15 protein-coding genes are annotated in these 15,582 nt (G+C 72.9%); 7 read left to right on the top strand and 8 right to left on the bottom strand.

Annotated features, from left to right (window positions below):
* Window positions 1–80: 80 nt before the first annotated feature.
* From paaN to ABH928_RS27315, 3 genes are all read right to left on the bottom strand, one after another.
* Complete coding sequence (gene paaN, locus ABH928_RS27325) at window positions 81–1,766, bottom strand: phenylacetic acid degradation protein PaaN (protein WP_370071156.1); 1,686 nt, start codon at window positions 1,764–1,766, stop codon at window positions 81–83.
* Window positions 1,767–2,094: 328 nt separating this feature from the next.
* Complete coding sequence (locus ABH928_RS27320; protein WP_370071154.1) at window positions 2,095–2,496, bottom strand: MarR family winged helix-turn-helix transcriptional regulator; 402 nt, start codon at window positions 2,494–2,496, stop codon at window positions 2,095–2,097.
* The gene (locus ABH928_RS27315; RefSeq protein WP_370071151.1) at window positions 2,493–3,944 is read right to left on the bottom strand and encodes an MFS transporter; all 1,452 of its coding nucleotides are present in this window, start codon (window positions 3,942–3,944) and stop codon (window positions 2,493–2,495) included. The genes ABH928_RS27320 and ABH928_RS27315 overlap by 4 nt, the downstream gene beginning before the upstream one ends.
* Before the next feature lie 118 nt (window positions 3,945–4,062).
* Between ABH928_RS27315 and ABH928_RS27310 the strand changes: the two genes are divergently transcribed.
* Window positions 4,063–4,554, top strand: coding sequence for an N-acetyltransferase family protein (locus ABH928_RS27310; protein WP_370071252.1), 492 nt, complete (start codon window positions 4,063–4,065; stop codon window positions 4,552–4,554).
* An 11-nt stretch (window positions 4,555–4,565) separates the two neighbouring features.
* Window positions 4,566–5,165: a TetR/AcrR family transcriptional regulator gene (locus tag ABH928_RS27305; RefSeq protein ID WP_370071149.1), complete on the top strand. Its 600-nt coding sequence runs from the start codon at window positions 4,566–4,568 to the stop codon at window positions 5,163–5,165.
* A 33-nt stretch (window positions 5,166–5,198) separates the two neighbouring features.
* On the opposite strand, the gene ABH928_RS27300 is transcribed toward ABH928_RS27305, so the two are convergent.
* Complete coding sequence (locus tag ABH928_RS27300; protein WP_370071147.1) at window positions 5,199–5,693, bottom strand: Lrp/AsnC family transcriptional regulator; 495 nt, start codon at window positions 5,691–5,693, stop codon at window positions 5,199–5,201.
* A gap of 238 nt (window positions 5,694–5,931) precedes the next feature.
* Here ABH928_RS27300 and pdhA point away from each other — a divergent pair, with 238 nt between their 5' ends.
* The 3 genes from pdhA to ABH928_RS27285 are packed head-to-tail and all read left to right on the top strand — an operon-like array spanning window position 5,932 to window position 9,358.
* The gene (gene pdhA / locus ABH928_RS27295; RefSeq protein ID WP_370071145.1) at window positions 5,932–7,071 is read left to right on the top strand and encodes a pyruvate dehydrogenase (acetyl-transferring) E1 component subunit alpha; all 1,140 of its coding nucleotides are present in this window, start codon (window positions 5,932–5,934) and stop codon (window positions 7,069–7,071) included.
* Window positions 7,068–8,042, top strand: coding sequence for an alpha-ketoacid dehydrogenase subunit beta (locus ABH928_RS27290; protein WP_370071143.1), 975 nt, complete (start codon window positions 7,068–7,070; stop codon window positions 8,040–8,042). Before pdhA ends, ABH928_RS27290 begins: the two co-directional genes overlap by 4 nt.
* 5 nt (window positions 8,043–8,047) lie before the next feature.
* A complete protein-coding gene (locus ABH928_RS27285; protein WP_370071141.1) occupies window positions 8,048–9,358 on the top strand; it encodes a dihydrolipoamide acetyltransferase family protein in 1,311 nt (436 codons plus the stop codon).
* A gap of 80 nt (window positions 9,359–9,438) precedes the next feature.
* On the opposite strand, the gene ABH928_RS27280 is transcribed toward ABH928_RS27285, so the two are convergent.
* Window positions 9,439–9,963 (bottom strand): GNAT family N-acetyltransferase, encoded by a 525-nt coding sequence (locus ABH928_RS27280; protein WP_370071139.1) that lies wholly within the window; start codon window positions 9,961–9,963, stop codon window positions 9,439–9,441.
* A gap of 64 nt (window positions 9,964–10,027) precedes the next feature.
* A complete protein-coding gene (locus ABH928_RS27275; RefSeq protein ID WP_370071137.1) occupies window positions 10,028–11,941 on the bottom strand; it encodes an AMP-binding protein in 1,914 nt (637 codons plus the stop codon).
* A gap of 198 nt (window positions 11,942–12,139) precedes the next feature.
* On the opposite strand from ABH928_RS27275, the gene ABH928_RS27270 reads away from it, so the two are divergent.
* Window positions 12,140–12,841 (top strand): YitT family protein, encoded by a 702-nt coding sequence (locus ABH928_RS27270; RefSeq protein WP_370071135.1) that lies wholly within the window; start codon window positions 12,140–12,142, stop codon window positions 12,839–12,841.
* A gap of 38 nt (window positions 12,842–12,879) precedes the next feature.
* A complete protein-coding gene (locus tag ABH928_RS27265; RefSeq protein ID WP_370071133.1) occupies window positions 12,880–13,881 on the top strand; it encodes a LuxR C-terminal-related transcriptional regulator in 1,002 nt (333 codons plus the stop codon).
* Window positions 13,882–13,896: 15 nt separating this feature from the next.
* On the opposite strand, the gene ABH928_RS27260 is transcribed toward ABH928_RS27265, so the two are convergent.
* Together ABH928_RS27260 and ABH928_RS27255 are read right to left on the bottom strand one after the other, a co-directional pair.
* Window positions 13,897–14,226: a rhodanese-like domain-containing protein gene (locus ABH928_RS27260; protein ID WP_370071131.1), complete on the bottom strand. Its 330-nt coding sequence runs from the start codon at window positions 14,224–14,226 to the stop codon at window positions 13,897–13,899.
* Between the two features lie 346 nt (window positions 14,227–14,572).
* Window positions 14,573–15,409, bottom strand: coding sequence for a hypothetical protein (locus ABH928_RS27255; protein ID WP_370071129.1), 837 nt, complete (start codon window positions 15,407–15,409; stop codon window positions 14,573–14,575).
* Window positions 15,410–15,582 lie beyond the last annotated feature (173 nt).

Genomic DNA, 15,582 nt, shown 5'->3' with positions numbered 1-15,582 from the left:
CAGCATGGGCCGCCGGGGAAAATCTCCCCGGCGGCCCATGTCAGTGTGCGGAGCAGCTGATTCTCCGCGGCGGCTACCCGTCAGCTGGGACGGCGGACCTCCATCACGCGGAACCGCGAGGCGACGAACGCCGCGTCGCAGTAGGCCGCGTTCGCGGCCGGGTTCGCGCCCGTGCCGTGCAGGTCGGAGAAGGCCGCGGTCTGGTTCACGAAGACGCCGCCCGTCAGGTTGAGCGACAGCGAGACGCCCGCGTCCACCGCCGCCTCGACGACCTTGGCCTCGACCTCGGGCGAGGTCGTGTACGCCGCGGCGGTCATCGCGCCCTGGGTGCGGACGGTCTCGCGCAGCAGCTCCACGCCGGCGTCGGCGGAGTCCACCGCGATGGCGAAGGCCACCGGCCCGAAGCACTCGCTGGGCAGGGCGTCCTTGGCCGCGTCCAGCGTGACCAGGGCGGGGGTGCGAATCACCGCGTCCGGGAACTCCGGGCTGACCACCGCGCGCGGCGCCAGCGCCAGCTCGCCGTACTCGCCCTTCTCGGCCCGCTCGATCCGCTGCCGGACGCCCGGGTTGACGATGGCCCCGAGCAGCTGCGCGGCCTTCGCGTCGTCGCCCAGCAGCTTGCCCAGCGCGTCGGCCAGGTCGGCGACGACCTCGGCGAAGGACTTGCTGCCCTGGTCGGTCTGGATCCCGCCGCGCGGGATCAGCAGGTTCTGCGGCGTGGTGCACATCTGGCCGCTGTAGAGGGAGAGGCTGAACGCCAGGTTGCCCAGCGCGTTGGCGTAGTCGTCGGTCGACTCGATCAGGACGGTGTTGACGCCGGCCTTCTCGGTGTAGACGAGCGCCTGGCGGGCGTTCTCCTCCAGCCAGTCGCCGAAGGCGGTCGAGCCCGTGTAGTCGATGATCGCGACCTCGGGCCGGGTCGCCAGCGTCTTGGCGAGACCCTCACCGGGCTGCTCCGGCGCGAGCTGGACCAGGTCCGCGTCGAATCCGGCCTCGGCGAGCACGTCCCGGGCGATCTCCACGGTCAGCGCCAGCGGCAGCACGGCACGGGGGTGCGGCTTGACGACGACGGGGTTGCCGGTCGCCAGGGACGCGAAGAAGCCCGGGAAGCCGTTCCAGGTCGGGAAGGTGTTGCAGCCGATGAGCAGGGCGACGCCGCGCGGGCGGACGAGGAACTCCTTCTCCATCGTCAGCGGGTCGCGCTTGCCCTGCGGCTTGGTCCAGTTGGCCTTGGCCGGGATCCGGGTCTGCTCCGCGTAGGCGCAGGCGACCGCCTCAAGACCGCGGTCCTGCGCGTGCGGCCCACCGGCCTGGAAGGCCATGCCGAAGGCCTGCCCGGTGGTGTGCTGGACGGCGAAGCCGAACTCGACCGAGCGCGCGTTGATCCGCGCCAGGATCTCCAGACAGACGGCGGCGCGCAGCAGCGGGGTCGCCTGCGCCCACGCCGGCTGGGCGGCGGTGGCGGCGGCGATCAGCGCGTCGGCGCTGCGGTAGCCGTAGGCGATGTTCAGCGCCTCCCCGAACGGTGAGGTCTCGCCTCCGGCGTCGGCGTCCGGGCCGACCAGTTCGCCTCCCGCGGCGGCCAGGCGGGTGGTGCCCTTCAGCGCGGCGAAGGCGGCTCCACCGACGGCGAGGGCGTCCTCACCGTACGCCTTCGGGAACTCCGGGTAGGGCGTCCAGTAGTCCCGCTCGGCGAGGGCGCTCACCGCGCGCTCCAGGGTCTCCTGATGACGGTCGATCAGCGGGTGGTCCGTGGTTGCGGACATGGCAACGCACTCCTCGTGGGTCCGGGCGACTCTGCCAGCACCTACGGTAACCGAATGATCGGTCGGGAGGAACGGTCACTTTTGAGCGGTGGGGAGGTGGCAACCTCCAGGGGCGCGAGGCTCTGCTGATATGCGGCTCCGCCGCGCGGGCGCGACGCGTCACCAACACTCCCGCAGGTGGTTGCACTACCCAGGGGCGCGAGGAACGGCGCGAGAAACCACTGACGCGCGGGTGGCCCTGCTCGTTCGGTGCTCTACCTACGTGGGTGGCTTGTCGCGCCGTTCCCCGCGCCCCCAGCGTGCTGCAACTTCCCGCCGCGCGCGCCGCTCAGCTGGGCAACTTCCCCAGGATGCGATCCAGAGCATCGAGCTCTTCCGGCGGCAACGCCGCAAGCTCGCGCGGCGGGGTCTCGAGTATCTCCGTCGCCTGCCGCGCGGCCACCCGCCCGCTCGCGGTCAGCTCCACCACCCGGCAGCGCCGATCCGCGGGATCAGCACTGCGGGCGACCAGCCCGCGCCGCTCCAGGTCGTCGACGACCACCGTGGTGAACGGCTTGTCCGTCAGCAGTACGCCCGCCAGCGCGCTCATCCGCATCGGGCCGCCCGCCAGGGCACGCAGCGCCTTGGCCCGGCTGAAGCTCATGCCCAGCGCGTCAGCGACCCGCTGTCGCCGGTCGTCCGACTCCAGGACCAGCCGCCGCATCACCGCGTAGACCCGTTCCGCGCTCACTTCACACTCACCGTGCCCCCAACGCGCTCCGTCCTCGCCGGGGCGAAGACCCGTTCCGCCGTTCCGCGTGCCCACTTGCCCGTCGTGGCCAGGCCCAGGACCAGGACCGCGACGGCGCAGCCCAGGATGATCCACCAACCGATGTGACTGGCCTCGGCGAAGCCGGTCTTGAACGGCTGGACGACCGCCGAGGTCACCGCGGAGCCGATCACCGCGACGCCCAGCGCCGAGCCCACCTGTCGGCTCGTCGAGGCTACCGCCGCCGCGACGCCCGCCTGGGTACGCGGCATACCGGAGACCGCCGTGTTGGTGATCGGCGCGTTCAGCATCCCGAAGCCGATCCCGAAGAGCAGGTAGGACAGCAGCAGCACCCACAGCGGCGTGCTCGCGTGCAGGTCGAGCAGCAGCAGCGCGCTCGCGGCCATGGCGACGCCCGCGACGATCAGCGGCAGCCGGGGCCCGCGCGAGCCGACCACGCGACCGCTGACCGGCGCGAAGACGACCGTGGCGGCGGCCATCGGCAGCGTGCAGAGGCCCGCGACCAGCGCGCTGTAGCCGCGAACGTCCTGCAGGAACAGGGTGTTGAGGAAGAGGAAGCCGCCGAGCGCCGCGAAGCCGCAGACGGCGATGACCGTCGCGCCCGCGAACGGCGCGCTGCGGAAGAAGCGCAGCTCGATCAGCGGTTCCTCACGGTGCGTCTCGACGACCAGCAGCGCCACCAGCGCTGCCGCCGCCAGGACGAAGCAGGCGAGCGACTGTGCCGAGCCCCAGCCCGCCTTGGGGCCCTCGATGATGCCGTAGGTCAGCGAGCCCAGCAGCACGATGACGGCCAACTGCCCCCACGGGTCCACCCGGCGCGCCCGCGGCGCCTTGGACTCGGGGATGAAGACTCCGGCCAGGACCATCGCCGCCAGGCCGACCGGGATGTTGATCCAGAAGATCGACTGCCACCCCACCGTGCCGACCAGCAGACCGCCGACGACCGGGCCGAGCGCCATGCTGAAGCCGACCGTCGCGCCCCAGACGCCTATCGCGCGGGCGCGCTCCTTGGCGTCGATGAAGGTGTTGGTGATGATCGACATCGCCACCGGGTTGAGCATCGAGCCGCCGACCGCCTGCAGCATGCGCGCGGCGATCAGCCAGCTCAGGCTGGGCGCGAGGCTGCACGCCAGCGATCCCAGGGTGAACAGGACCAGCCCCGTCTGGAAGACCCGTCGCCGACCGAGCCGGTCGCCCGTGGAGCCGGCCAGCATCAACAGGCTCGCCAGCACGACCACATAGGCGTCCACGACCCACTGCAGACCGGACACGTCGGAGTTCAGGTCCCGCGCGATGGACGGCAGTGCGACGTTCACGATCGTGCTGTCGAGCCCGACGATGAACAGGCTCATGCAACAAATGGCCAGGACCAGGAGTCGTCGTCTCGACGAGAGTTCCACTGTGTCCATCCCTCGCCCCCGGAAGTGGTAGCTGAAGCAGTATCAGAAGTAGTTGTACGTCTATAACAGTTATAGCACCACAATCATCCGGCGGCCCTACCCTGGTTCCGTGATCGCCATCTCCCCGATGCGGGCCGAGCACGCGGACGCGGTGCTCGCCGCCTACCGCCAGGGCATCGAGACCGGGAACGCCACCTTCGAGACCGAGGTGCCGACCTGGGAGGCCTTCGACCGCGGCCGGCTCCCCGCCCACCGCCTGGTCGCTCTCGACGACGGTGGCCCGGAGGCCGCCGCGACCGTCCTCGGCTGGGCCGCGACCAGCGCAGTCTCCTCCCGCCCCGCCTACGCCGGCGTGCTGGAAGTCGGCATCTACGTCGGTGCCGACGCGCGCGGACGCGGTGTCGGCCGGGCACTGCTGGACGCGCTGATCGCGTCCACCGAGGCGGCCGGTGTCTGGACGCTGCAGGCCGGGATCTTCCCGGAGAACACCGCCAGTCTGGCGCTCCACACCACCGCGGGCTTCCGCGTGGTCGGCACCCGCGAGCGGATCGGCCGCACCCCGCAGGGCCGCTGGCGTGATGTGACCATGCTGGAGCGACGGAGCAAGCAGGTGATGTGATACTCGACCCCATGGTCGAGACCTCCCGCCCCACGCGCCGAGACAGCTACACGGTCGACACGTTGCTCGCCGTCACCGTCGGCGTCTTCAACGAGCGTGGCTACGACGGCACGTCGATGGAGGACCTGTCGCGGGCGGCCGGGATCTCCAAGTCCTCGATCTACCACCACGTCAAGGGCAAGGAGGAGCTGCTCCGGCTGGCCGTGGGCCGCGCCCTGGACGGCCTCTTCGCCATCCTCGACGAGCCCGAGGCCCGGAGCGGCACGGCGATCTCGCGCCTGGAGCACGTGGTGCACCGCACCACCGAGGTGCTGCTGGCCGAACTCCCGTACGTCACACTGCTGCTGCGGGTGCGCGGCAACACCGCCGCCGAGCAGTGGGCACTGCAGCGCCGCCGCGAGTTCGACCACCGGGTGGCCGAGTTGGTGGCCGAGGCGGTCGCCGAGGGCCAACTGCGCGCGGACGTGGAGCCGAGGCTGGCCACCCGCCTGCTCTTCGGCATGATCAACTCGCTGGTCGAGTGGTACCGCCCGGACGCGGACGACCGTGCCGCCGCCCGCGTGGTGGACGCCGTCACCGAGCTCGCCTTCCACGGCCTGCGCGCGCCCTGAGGCCGAACGTCCAGCCGGCCTGCGGCTCTCGGGCTACTTGTCCAGCTCAGGCATGACCGGTATCCGGTCCGTCTCCTCGAAGACCAGCAGCGTCTGGGTGCCCAGCACGCCCGGGATCGACTGGATCCGATTGAGCACCAGCTCGCGCAGCGCCCGGTTGTCGACCGTGTGCACCAGCATCAGCACGTCGAACTCCCCGCCCACCAGCGCGATGTGCTCCACCCCCGGCAGCTCAAGCAGCGCACTGCGCACGCTCCGCCAGGAGTTCTGCACCACCTTCAGCGTGACGTAGGCGGACGCGCCCTGACCTGCGCGTTCGTGGTCGACCCTGGCGGTGAAACCGCGGATCACCCCGTCCTGCACCATCCGCGCGATCCGCGCGTACGCGTTGGCCCGGGAGACGTGCACCCGCTCGGCGACCGAGCGGATCGAGGCACGCCCGTCCTGCTGCAACAGCCGCAGGATCGCCTTGTCGATCCGGTCCAGCGGACGCTGCTCCGCCCCCGTGGCCATCTGTTCAGCGGTCATGGCCCCCTGCCCTCCCATGGTGGACGACCTGATTCCAATGAAGCGCCGATGGAACCGTTTGTCCATCTCTGCGGCGCAAGAGTAGTCAGTTCGATCTCTCGACCGAACAATCGGTAGGGAGAGACGCCCTCTCCGCGGTCCTCCCGGTACCCCGAGTGGACCTCTGCTGCCCGCACCACCCCACCCTCACCGGGCCAACCCAGCGTCACCCCCAACCCCACCCCCTGGAGGTGCCGAGATGACCCTTCTCGACCAACCCTCGGGCGCGCCGCTCGGCTCTGTCTGGCCGCCCGACGCCCACGGCCCGCGCCGCGACCCGGCGCCACTGCTGCCCGATCCCGAGCCGTTCCGCATCCTCGGCACCGAGGCCGCGGCCAAGCTGGACCCGGAGCTGCTCCGGGACCTCTACCGCCGCCTGGTCGCGGGCCGCCGCTACAACCAGCAGGCCACCACCCTGACCAAGCAGGGCCGCCTCGCCGTCTACCCCGCCTCCACCGGCCAGGAGGCCTGCCAGATCGCCGCCGCGACCACGCTGCGCCCCACCGACTGGCTCTTCCCCAGCTACCGCGACACGCTCGCGGTCGTCTCGCGCGGCGTCCGCCCGCTCGATGCGCTGACCCTGCTGCGCGGCAACGCCCACAGCGGCTACGACCCGTACGAGCACAAGGTCGCCCCGCTCTCCACCCCGCTGGCCACCCAGGCACCGCACGCGGTCGGGCTCGCCCATGGGGCCCAGTTGCGCGGCGACGACGTGGTCGCGCTGACCATGGTCGGCGACGGCGGCACCAGCGAGGGAGACTTCCACGAGGCGCTCAACTTCGCGGGCGTGCTGAACGCGCCGGTGGTCTTCCTGGTGCAGAACAACGGCTATGCGATCTCCGTCCCGCTGGCCAAGCAGTCCGCCGCGCCGACGCTGGCGCACAAGGCCGTCGGCTACGGCATCAGCGGCCGTCTGGTCGACGGCAACGACGCGGCCGCGATGCACACCGTCCTCCGCGAAGCCGTCGAGCACGCCCGCTCCGGCCGCGGCCCGGTGCTGGTCGAGGCGGTCACCTACCGCCTGGAGGCGCACACCAACGCCGACGACGCGACCCGCTACCGCACCCCGGACGAGGTCTCCGCCTGGCAGGCCCGCGACCCGCTGGCGATGCTGGAGCAGCACCTGCGCGACCACGGCCTGATCGACGACGCGGGCGTCGCGGAGGCGACCGAGGCGGCCGAGGCCCTGGCCGCCGAGATGCGCGCCGAGTTCCACGCCGACCCGGAGCTGGACCCGATGTCCCTCTTCGCCCACGTCTACGCCGAACCCACCCCCCAACTGCGCGAACAGGCGGCCCTCCTGGCAGCGGAACTCGCCGCGGAGGCCGAAGCAGAATGACGACAGCCACGCTTGCCCAGGCGCTCAACACCGCGCTGCGCGACTCGCTGCGCGAGGACCCCGACGTGCACGTCCTCGGTGAGGACGTCGGCACGCTCGGCGGGGTCTTCCGGATCACCGACGGCCTGGCCGCCGAGTTCGGCGCACAGCGCTGCCTGGACACCCCGCTGGCCGAGGCCGGCATTCTCGGCACCGCCGTCGGCATGGCCATGTACGGCCTGCGGCCGGTCGTGGAGATGCAGTTCGACGCCTTCGCCTACCCGGCGTTCGAGCAACTCGTCTCGCACGTCGCCAAGATGCGCAACCGCACCGCCGGGAGGATGCCGCTGCCGATCACCATCCGGGTCCCCTACGGCGGCGGCATCGGCGGCGTCGAGCACCACAGCGACTCCAGCGAGGCGTACTACGCGCACACCCCCGGCCTGCACGTGGTCACCCCGGCGACGGTCGGCGACGCGTACGGGCTGCTGCGGGCGTCCATCGCCTCCGACGACCCGGTCGTCTTCCTGGAGCCGAAGCGGCTCTACTGGTCCAAGGACGAGTTCACCCCGCAGCCGGCCCCGCCGATCGGCCGCGCGATCGTCCGTCGCCAGGGCACCTCGGCGACGCTGCTGACCTACGGCCCGTCCGTGCCCATCTGCTTGGAGGCCGCCGAGGCGGCCAAGGCCGAGGGCTGGGACCTGTCCGTGGTCGACCTGCGCTCACTGGTCCCCTTCGACGACGAGACCGTCTGCGCGGCGGTCCGGGCGACCGGACGCGCGGTGGTCGTGCACGAGGCCTCCGGCTTCGGCGGCATGGGCGCGGAGATCGCGGCGCGCGTCATGGAGCGCTGCTTCCACCACCTGGCCGCGCCGGTGCTACGGGTCACGGGCTTCGACATCCCCTACCCGCCGCCGATGCTGGAACGGCACCACCTCCCCGGCGTCGACCGCATCCTCGACGCCGTGGCCCGACTCCAGTGGGAGCAGTGACGGCCATGGCCTCGGTACGCGAATTCGCCCTGCCCGACCTCGGCGAGGGCCTCACCTCCGGCGAGATCGTCCGCTGGCTGGTCGCGGTCGGCGACGTCATCGCCGTCGACCAGCCGATCGCGGAGGTGGAGACGGCCAAGGCGGTCGTTGAGGTGCCCTGCCCGTACGGCGGCGTGGTCACCACGCTGGCCGGGCCGGAGGGCACCGAAGTCCCGGTCGGCGCACCGCTGATCACCGTCGCGGTGAGCGAGTCGGCGACGGCCGGCGTGGCGTCCGGCACGTCCTCCGGCTCGCAGGACTCCGGCTCCGGCAACGTGCTGGTCGGCTACGGAACCAGCCACGCGACCGGTCCGCGCCGCAGGCGGGTTGCGCACCCCGGAGCAACAACCGCAGCGACAACCGCAGCGGCAACCGCCCCGGCGCAGCCGGTCGTTGTCGCAACGCCGGCCCCAACTCGTGAGGCCGGTGCGGTCGCCGTCATCTCCCCGCTCGTGCGTCGCTTCGCGCGGGAGAGCGGGGTGGACCTGGCCACCGTCGTTGGCACCGGCCGGGACGGGCTGATCATGCGCGGAGACGTCGAGAAAGCTGTGCAGGCGGCGAGTAGCGGTCCGCTCCAACCCTCCACCGCCGAGGGCGAGTTCGTCGCCTTCCGGGCCGCCACGCGGGTCGCGGCCGAACGCTTCACCCGCAGCCGGAGCGAGATCCCGGACGCCACCTGCTGGGTGGACGCGGATGCGACCGCGCTGCTGGAGGCCAAGGCCGCCGTCGGCGTCGGCGTGCTGCCGCTCTTCGCCCGGATCTGCGTGGCGGCGCTCGCCCAGTACCCGGCGCTGAACGCGAGCGTCGAGCTAGGCCCGGACGGCAGGCCCACCGGCGCGCGACGGCACGGCGCGGTCCACCTCGGCTTCGCCGCCTCGACCGATCGCGGCCTCGTCGTCCCGGTCGTCCGCGACGCGCAGCTGCGCTCCACGGCGGGCCTGGCCGAGGAGATGGCGCGGCTGACCGAGTCCGCGCGAGCCGGGACGCTCACACCCGCCGAGCTGACCGGCGGGACGTTCACCCTCAACAACTACGGCGTCTTCGGCGTGGACGGCTCGACGCCGATCATCAACCACCCCGAGGCGGCGATGCTCGGGGTGGGCCGGATCGCACGCAAGCCGTGGGTGGTCGGCGACGACGAGCTCGTGGTGCGCAGCGTGGTGCAGCTGTCGTTCACCTTCGACCACCGGGTCTGCGACGGCGCGACGGCGGGCGGCTTCCTCCGCTTCGTGGCCGACGCGGTCGAGTCCCCGGCCCGGCTGCTGCGCTTCGTCTGAGCGGACGGTACGACACATACGGCGGGCGGGCGGCAGGGAAGTTGTCCCAGCCGCCCGCCTGCGTCACCCACCAGTGCGCGTCAGCGACGCGGATGCACGAAGCGGAACAGGTCGCCGTCCGCGCCGTCGCGGGCGAAGCCGACGCGGGTCAGCACGGCCTGGGAGGCGGCGTTGGCGGGGTCGGTGTGGGCGACGACCAGGTCCACGCCGTCGTGGGCCAGCGCGTACGCGGTGACCAGGCGTGCGGCGGCACTGGCGAAGCCCTGGCCGCGCGCGGACGCCGCGAGGTCGTAGCCGATCTCCACCACACCGTCGAGCGGCGCACCGTGGAAGCCGCAGCCACCGATCGCCAAGCCGTCGGCGCGGCGGATCACCGCCCAGGCACCCCAGGCCTGCTGGTAGACGCCCGCGGCGTCCGCCTTGAGCAGCGCACCGCAGGCGTCCAGGGTTCCCCCGAACGGGCCGTCGTGGACCCAGGCGAAGCCGCCCTTGCCGCCGGACCGCAGGTCCGCCGCCGCAGGGATGGTGATCGGACGCAGCTCGACGCGGTCGTCGCGGAGCTGATGGGCCTGCTGGGCTTGGGTCTCGGCGGTGCTGTCGGTCATGTGAGCCTCTCCAACGATCCGGCCGTCGGGGCGGGATTCACCCGTCCGGGCTCATCATTGCCGATCAGCCCTGCTCGGGCACCTGATTTGGCCCGACGGAGTTTCCTGCGACGAGGATCTGGGCGTCGCGGTTCTGGGCTACCCGGTTCTGGGCTACCCGGTTCTGGGCGACGCGGTTTCGCATGACGACGTCCGCGCGTCCGTGCTCGGCGAAGAGCGCGGCCACCTTCTCCCGGTCGGACGGCTCGAACCGGCGGTAGGCGAGGGCGGCGTCGGCGTCCCAGTGCTCGAAGGGCCGCCAGAGCACCAGATCCGGGCCGACCGCGTCCCAACGCTCGTCGCGCAGGCCGGTCTTGGCGGTCTTGTGGGTCGCCGTCACCGGCATCCGGGACACGAAGCGGACGAAGCGCGGCGGCATCTTGGTCCCGAGGTCGGGCTGCGCGGCGAGGAACCGGGCGAACGCGGCGGCCAGCTGCTCCGGCCGCTGCTCCGGATCGACGGCGGCGCGCCCGGCCGCGTCCGGGCGCAGCTCGACGGCGGCCATCACCTGGTCCCCCGCCACCGGGTCCGGCACCGCGTAGACGGCGACGGCCGCGGCCGAGTCCCAGCGGGCCAGGATGTTCTCGATGTCGGCGACGGCCAGGTTCTCGCTGTCGACCCGCAGCCAGTCGGCGCTGCGGCCCGCGAAGTGGAGCCAACCGTCGGCGTCCCGGTGGAACAGGTCCCCGGTCCAGTACCAGCCGTTGCGGAGCCGGGCCGAGCCCGCCTCCTCGTTGCGCCAGTAACCCTCGAAGCCCGCACGGGCGTTGCGGTTGACCAGCTCGCCGATCGCCTCGTCGCCGTTGAGCAGCCGACCGGCCGCGTCGCGGCGGGACGGCGGGCACTCCGCGCCGGTCTCGGGGTCGACGACGGCGAGGTCGTCGTTCGGGCCTGAGCCCTTCCTGCCGACCGCTCCGGGCGGCGCGGCTGGATCCTGCTGCAGGTTGCAGCCGCCCTCGGAGGAGCCGTACCCCTCCACCAGGCGGCAGCCGAAGCGCTGCTCGAACCGCCGCGCGTCGACCGCGCCCGCCTCGGTGCCGAAGCCCAGCCGCAGCGGGTTCTCCCCGTCGTCGGCGCGCTCGTCGGTGGCCAGCACATAGGAGACCGCGCGACCCACATAGGTGAAGTAGCCCGCTCCGAACTCCCTTACGTCGTCCAGGAAGTGGGAGGCGGAGAAGCGGCGGCGCAGCGCGATCGCGCCGCCCGCCGTCAGCAGCGGCGCCCACAGGCCCATCAGCGCGTTGCCGTGGAAGAGCGGCATGCAGGCGTATCCGGTGTCGGCGTCGGTGAGCCCGTACTGCGCGCGCAGCTTGTCGCCCGCGCGGGCGATCCGGCCCTGGCTGCACATGACCGCCTTGGGCGCACCGGTCGAGCCGGAGGTGAAGGTCAGCAGCAGCCGGGTGTCGGGCGCGGGCAGCGAGCGCGGCGGCTCGGCGTCGGCGTAGGGGAGCAGCGTCGCCGCGAAGTCCGGACCGTCGACGACGAGGACGGGCGGGGCGGCACCGCCGCTGCCACCGGTGACGTGGCCGCCGTCAGTGCCGTGGCTCCCGCCAGTGACGTGGCCGCCGTCGGTGCCGTGGCTGCCGCCGAGGTCCAGCCCGGCCAGCAGCGGCAGCAGCCGCTGCTCGGTGACCAGCAGCGCGCAGTCGGTGTGCCGGATGTCGCGCAGCAGGTCCGGTCCGCGCCGGGTCGGGTTGATCCCGACCACGGTCGCCCCGGCCAGCGCGGCGGCCTGCAGCCAGCAGACGTACTCGGGGGTGTTCTCCAGCAGCAGCCCGACGTGCGGGTACTCCGCCCTCGCCAGCCGCTCGCCGAGCAGCGCGGCGCGGGCACAGGCCATCCGCAGCACGGCGTCCCGCGAGTGCCGGAACCCCTCCCCGACCAGCGCGGGCCGCTCCCCGCCGCGCTGCGCCAGCACCGCGTCCACGAGTGCGCTCATCCGGCAGCCTCCATCCGTTTCTGACGCTTCGTTTCTGACGCATCGTCAGCTGATGTGCCACAGCGTTGATACCCCGGCTGCCGTCCCAGGACAAGGGCGCCGCCAGGGCCGGAGCACGGCTGGCATGTTCCGTCCCGGACGGTTTGTGCCAGGCCCACGGGCCCCGCACGGCTGCCCGCGCCGACCAGACTGACGACCATGAGCCAGACCGCCCTCGCCCCGACCCCGTCCCCGACCTCCTCGTCCACCCCGTCCACCCAGTCCACCCCGGGCGCGCGACCGCGACTGCGGCGGCAGATCCGGCCGCTGGTCCAGCTCAACATCGGCCTGGTCCTCTACGGCGCGAGCACCGCGCTGCTGCTCCGCGCGGGCTTCGGGGTCGACCCGTGGACCGTGCTGCACCAGGGCCTGCACCAGGTCACCGGCCTCTCCGTCGGCACCGCCGCGGTGCTCACCAGCCTGCTGGTGCTCGCCCTCTGGCTGCCGCTGCGCCAGCGGCCCGGCCTCGGCACGATCCTCGACGGCCTGCTCGTCGGCCCCTTCACCGACGCGACGCTGGCCCTCTGCCCGACTCCGCACGCGCTGCCGGTCCGGGTGGCGCTGCTGGTCGGGTCGATCCTGCTCAACGGCGTGGCCACCGCCTGCTACATCGGCGCGGGCCTGGGCGCGGGTCCGCGGGACGGCCTGATGACCGGGCTCGCCGCCCGCGGTCTCTCGCTGCGCGGCACCCGCACCCTGATCGAGCTCGGCGCGCTCGGCGGCGGCTGGCTGCTCGGCGGCCCGGTCGGCATCGGCACCGTCGCCTACGCGGTCTCGATCGGCCCGCTGGCCCAACGCCTGCTGCCGCTGTTCACCCTGCGGACCACGACGACCTGCGGTTCCCGTCCGTTGGCAGACTGACCACCGAACGTAGCGCGCACTGGACGAAGGGGGACGTCATGCCGACCGCGCCGGGTCTCGCCGCGCTGGGTCTGGAACCCGAGCAGGAGCGGCTCTACCGCCTGCTGCTCACCCGCCCGGACACCCGCCTCGACGCGCTCCCCACCGCCCTCCGCCTCCCGCGTCCGCAGGTCGACGCGATCGTGGAGCGGCTGGTGGAGCTGTCCCTGCTCTCCTGGTCCGGCGGGTCGGGCCGGGCCGGCGGGGAGCTGCGCCCGGTCAGCCCCGGTCCCGCCCTGCACGCGCTGCTCGCCGAGCGGCAGGCACAGGCGGCCCGCGACCAGCGCGACCTGGCCCAGGCCCGGGACTCCATCGAGGAGTTGGTCGCCGACGTCTCGGCCGCCGCCGCGGAGCGCGGCCCGGCCGCACCGGCCGAGTACGTGCTCGGCGCGGACTCCGTCCGGGTCCGGGTCGAGCAACTGGCCGCCCAGGCGCGGCGGGAGGTGCTGACCCTGGCGCCGCGCGTCCGGCTGGGCCCGACGGTCGACGGTCTGCTGCGGCGCGGAGTCACGGTCCGCACCGTCTACCTGGACAGCGTCGTCAACGACCCGGCGAAGCGCGCCCACGCCGAGCACCTGGTCTCCCTCGGCGCGCAAGTCCGCACGGCGCCGGTGCTGCCGCTGCGGCTGCAACTGCTGGACGGCGAGGTCGCCGTCGTCCCCGCGGACCCGGCCGAGCCGGGCCGTGGCGCGGCCCTGGTCCGCGAGCCTGGCGCGGTCGCCGGACTCCGGGAGCTGTTCCAGACCGTCTGGCGCGCGGCGCTCCCCTTCGGCGCGGACGTGCCGGTGCGGAACGACGACCTGGTCACGCCGGAGGAGCGGGCCCTGCTTGACCTGCTCGCGCAGGGCCTCACCGACGAGGCGGCGGCCCGCCGTCTCGGCGTCTCGCTCCGCACCGAACGCCGCCTGATCACCGAGCTGATGCGCCGCCTGGAGGTAAGCAGCCGCTTCCAACTCGGCCTGCGCGCAGCGCGGCTCGACCCTTCCGGGTCGGCTGGCTAGGGTGCGGGCGCGGCACTACAGAACGAACGCGTCACCCTGCTCGCTGACGATCCCGCGCCCGGCGGCGTCCCACGCCAGCATCCCGCCGTCGACGTTGACGGCCTTCCGGCCCTGCTGGACCAGGTACTGCACGACCTGCGCGGACCGCCCGCCGACCCGGCACACGACGTAGAGCGGCTCGGCCTCCGGCAGCTCACCGATCCGCGCGACGAACTCACTCATCGGGACGTGCAGCGCGCTCTCCGCGTGGCCCGCGTCCCACTCGTCCTGCTCCCGCACGTCCAACAGCACGGCGTCCGCCGGGACGGAGGCGATGTCGACGGTGGGGACGGACTGCTGGAACATGCGGATCTCCTGAGGCTCTCCTGAGTGGGCCCATCCATTGTGACGCACACATTCGGTGCGCAGGGGGCCATGCACCATCCAGGGGCGCGGGGAACGGCGCGAGAAGCCACTGATGAGCGGATGGCCCTGCGCATTCGGTGCTCTACCTGCGTGAGGTGGGGGTCCCCCCGCCGAAGGCAGGGGTGGGGGTCCCCCCGCCGAAGGCAGGGGTGGGGGTCCCCCCGCCGAAGGCAGGGGTGGGGGTCCCCCCGCCGAAGGCAGGGGGATTGTCGCGCCCACGCGGCGGAGCCGCACATGAGCAGAGCCCCGCGCCCCTGAGGTACGTGCAACTTCCCCGCTGCCCCGGCTACTGGAGCAGAGAGTCCAGCTCCGCCTGCCGCTCGGCCACCGACGCCAGCAACTGTTCCGCGAGAACTTCGAGAAGCGCGTCCGGGTCGTCCGGCAGCAGCATCAGCAGTTGGCCCATCGGGCCGTCCGCGAGCTCCGCGCGCAGCTGCTCCAGCCTGCGCAGTCGGCTCTCCAGCCAGTCCAGCCGCTGGCGCAGCCACCCCGCACGCTCCGGCGTCCCGGACGCCGGGACGCCGGACGGGTCGCCCTCGGCCCACTCGCGGGCCAGCGCCTCCAGCGTCAGCACGTCGCCGGCCGCGTAGGCCTCGTTGACGCGGGCGATGAACTCGCCGCGACGGGTGACCTCCTCCGGGTCCTGGGCCAGGTCGGGGTGCGCGCGGCGGGCCAGGTCGCGGAAGAGGCGCTGGGCCTCGCGGTCCGGGCGGATGCGATCCGGGGCCTGCGGCATGGCGACGGCCGGCTGCTCCCCATCCTGCGAGCCTTCCGCACCCTCCGACCCCGTGCCGTTGAAGAAGGCCTCCAGATCCGGCATCGGGTCCAGCACGCTGCGGGCCTCGTACGCGCGGCGCAGGTCCTCCGCGTCACCGCTGCGGGCGGCGCGCACCTCCGCGATCAGCGCGTCCAGCTCGTCGAGGCGGACGTACATCGGGCCCAGCCGCTGGTGGTGCACCAGCGCGAAGTTGTCGAGCTCGATCCGGAGAGTCTCGACCGCGACCTCCGCGTCGACCCACTCGGCCTCGGCGCGGACGACGCGCGCCTCCAGTTCGGCCTCCTCCGGGTCGGTCCAGGGCACGGGGGCCTGGGACGTCGGCTCGCCGACACGGTCGGTAGTCATCAGGAACCTCACTGGTCGTTCTTTGACGCGGGCATCCGTCGCGTCACCCTACTGTCCCCGTCTCCGGCACGAAGGGCGCACACTAGGGCGTGCGCGCCAGCGCGCACAACCGGACACGGCAAATGTTCTCCAATATCGGGTTAGCTCCGCAGGAATCGTGCTTGCCTGGGGTA

This window comes from Streptacidiphilus sp. MAP5-3, from assembly GCF_041262505.1.
Lineage (GTDB): Bacteria > Actinomycetota > Actinomycetes > Streptomycetales > Streptomycetaceae > Streptacidiphilus.
This window is presented reverse-complemented; position numbering and strand designations above follow the sequence as displayed.

Bases quoted from the DNA above. Each gene is read 5' to 3' on its own strand.
- paaN (WP_370071156.1), bottom strand. From the start codon at position 1,766: ATGTCCGCAACCACGGACCACCCGCTGATCGACCGTCATCAGGAGACC.
- ABH928_RS27315 (WP_370071151.1), bottom strand. From the start codon at position 3,944: ATGGACACAGTGGAACTCTCGTCGAGACGACGACTCCTGGTCCTGGCC.
- ABH928_RS27310 (WP_370071252.1), top strand. From the start codon at position 4,063: ATGCGGGCCGAGCACGCGGACGCGGTGCTCGCCGCCTACCGCCAGGGC.
- ABH928_RS27305 (WP_370071149.1), top strand. From the start codon at position 4,566: ATGGTCGAGACCTCCCGCCCCACGCGCCGAGACAGCTACACGGTCGAC.
- ABH928_RS27300 (WP_370071147.1), bottom strand. From the start codon at position 5,693: ATGACCGCTGAACAGATGGCCACGGGGGCGGAGCAGCGTCCGCTGGAC.
- pdhA (WP_370071145.1), top strand. From the start codon at position 5,932: ATGACCCTTCTCGACCAACCCTCGGGCGCGCCGCTCGGCTCTGTCTGG.
- ABH928_RS27290 (WP_370071143.1), top strand. From the start codon at position 7,068: ATGACGACAGCCACGCTTGCCCAGGCGCTCAACACCGCGCTGCGCGAC.
- ABH928_RS27285 (WP_370071141.1), top strand. From the start codon at position 8,048: ATGGCCTCGGTACGCGAATTCGCCCTGCCCGACCTCGGCGAGGGCCTC.
- ABH928_RS27280 (WP_370071139.1), bottom strand. From the start codon at position 9,963: ATGACCGACAGCACCGCCGAGACCCAAGCCCAGCAGGCCCATCAGCTC.
- ABH928_RS27275 (WP_370071137.1), bottom strand. From the start codon at position 11,941: ATGAGCGCACTCGTGGACGCGGTGCTGGCGCAGCGCGGCGGGGAGCGG.
- ABH928_RS27270 (WP_370071135.1), top strand. From the start codon at position 12,140: ATGAGCCAGACCGCCCTCGCCCCGACCCCGTCCCCGACCTCCTCGTCC.
- ABH928_RS27265 (WP_370071133.1), top strand. From the start codon at position 12,880: ATGCCGACCGCGCCGGGTCTCGCCGCGCTGGGTCTGGAACCCGAGCAG.
- ABH928_RS27260 (WP_370071131.1), bottom strand. From the start codon at position 14,226: ATGTTCCAGCAGTCCGTCCCCACCGTCGACATCGCCTCCGTCCCGGCG.
- ABH928_RS27255 (WP_370071129.1), bottom strand. From the start codon at position 15,409: ATGACTACCGACCGTGTCGGCGAGCCGACGTCCCAGGCCCCCGTGCCC.